Annotated in this window: 1 protein-coding gene; it reads right to left on the bottom strand. The window is 58.4% G+C overall.

What is annotated here, in order from left to right; translation table 11 throughout:
- Positions 1-96: 96 nt before the first annotated feature.
- Entirely contained in the window at positions 97-1563 is a 1467-nt protein-coding gene (locus BJU60_RS14620; RefSeq protein WP_070329512.1) for an IS1182 family transposase, read from the bottom strand.
- Between the last annotated feature and the right edge of the window lie 272 nt (positions 1564-1835).

Raw genomic sequence — 1835 nt, forward strand, 5'->3', positions numbered from 1 at the left:
GAGGGCACTGAAAAACCTCCGCTCTATCCGAGCGTGAACAGAAAAAAGGGCGATTGGACCGACTCAAGTCGGGACAATCGCTCTTTTTCCTTGCCCTTATCCTGTTTTTTCTTTTGAGAGGGTGATGATCCGCTTCAGGTTTACCGCGATGATCGCCATCACGCTCTGTAACGTCATGCCTTTCAGGTCTGACGTTTTGTTTCGCGCCAGACCTTGCGGGTTCTTCAGTTGGCTGTTCTTCGGCTCAATCGCGAAGCGCTTCCGGTGATGGTCCTTGAACTCATCGGTCTGCTCGTATTCGAGCTGTTCGCTATGTTCCCTCGATTTCAATGACACACTGTACGTTTTCGAATTGGCGCCATCCTTGTAACAACCTTCACGCAATGGGCATCGTTTACACAGCTCAATATCAAAATAATGCGTCTCTTTTTGATTCTTCCCGATGTTCTTCGTGCCTGTCCGGGCCTTACGGATGGCCATGTGCCCGGCGGGGCAGACGTAGCGTTCCGCATCTTTATTGTAAGTGAACCCCTCGCCGCGGTTCTCTGCAGGGGAATAGACACGGGGGTTCAATGGGGCGACGAGCTTACATCCTTGTGAGGCGGCATAGATCAGGTTGTCTCGGCCCGAATAGGCCGCATCGCCCACGATGTGGTCGAACTCGGCGCCGGCGGCGTGGCTCTTCTCGATGAGGCGAGTCAACTGCTTCCCGTCCGCCGCCTCGCCTGACGTGACGACGACGGCCGTGATGATGCCTTCTTCCGTCATCGCGAGGTGATGCTTGTAGCCGAAGAAGGAGGAGTCGGCGCTCTTGTGCCCGGTCCGGGCATCGCTGTCCTTGGACACCTGTAGCTCGACATGCGCGTCCTCGGCGAGCTCGCGGACACGGTTCACCCTGTCGCGGATGTGCTCCCGCATCATCAGCTCGGGCATCTCGGACTCTACGGTCTCCGCCACGGCGAGCGCATAGGCGAGCAGCTGGTCGTTGTCGTGCTCATCGACTTTCTCAGGGAAACGCCCCTTCGCATCGGCCGATGCCTGATAGCACGCTTGGCGCAGATGCTTCGCCTCCTCGATGATCGCCTGCCCAATCGGCTTCTGCCCGTACCGGGCCCGGGAATGGGTCGAATCGACGATCAGCGTCCGTCCCTTCAGCAGCCCCATCTCTTTCACGACCTCGACCGTGTGTGCGAGCAGTTTGTCGAGCAGTTTGTCGTCGTCCATGCGTTGGCGGCGGAATTTCGTGAGCGAGGACGGGTTGATGACGCCGTCCTCCGGCGCGAGATCCAGGAAATACTTATAGGTGAGGTCGGTCCTCGCCCGTCTGACGAGATCGACATCCGATAGGTTCGAGTGCGCCTTGAGGAACAGATATTTGAACATCCGGACAGGATGGACGGCCATCCGCCCGTTGTCGTGACAATACGTGTCCGCGAGCAGGTCGGTGACGAAATCGAACGATACGAGATCGTGGATGAGCCGTAGCTCGTCATCGGCAGGGATCAACAGATCGTAAAGCGCCGCATACGGGCTCGGCGGCATGTTCGGCAGGTCTGGCATCATCGGGATCGCCTCCAGGATGTGTAGTTATAGCCAGTTTAGTCCGAAACGGCAAGGACGTACAGCGTCGCCCCGAGGGCACGCCGACTCCCGGGGGAACAGCGGGCAAGGCGAGACCCAGCAGCGACATCGTCGCGATGCGGCTCGCTGACCGCCCCCAGGAAAGCGGCGTGCCGGACAGGGCGGCTTTAAAGGGCAATGAAAGCAGAGGAGCGCCATCCCATCCGGGATGACGCTCCTCTGCTCAAAATTATTTGAAGTTTTTCAGTGCCCTC

The organism is Exiguobacterium aurantiacum, assembly GCF_001766415.1.
GTDB lineage: Bacteria > Bacillota > Bacilli > Exiguobacteriales > Exiguobacteriaceae > Exiguobacterium > Exiguobacterium aurantiacum_A.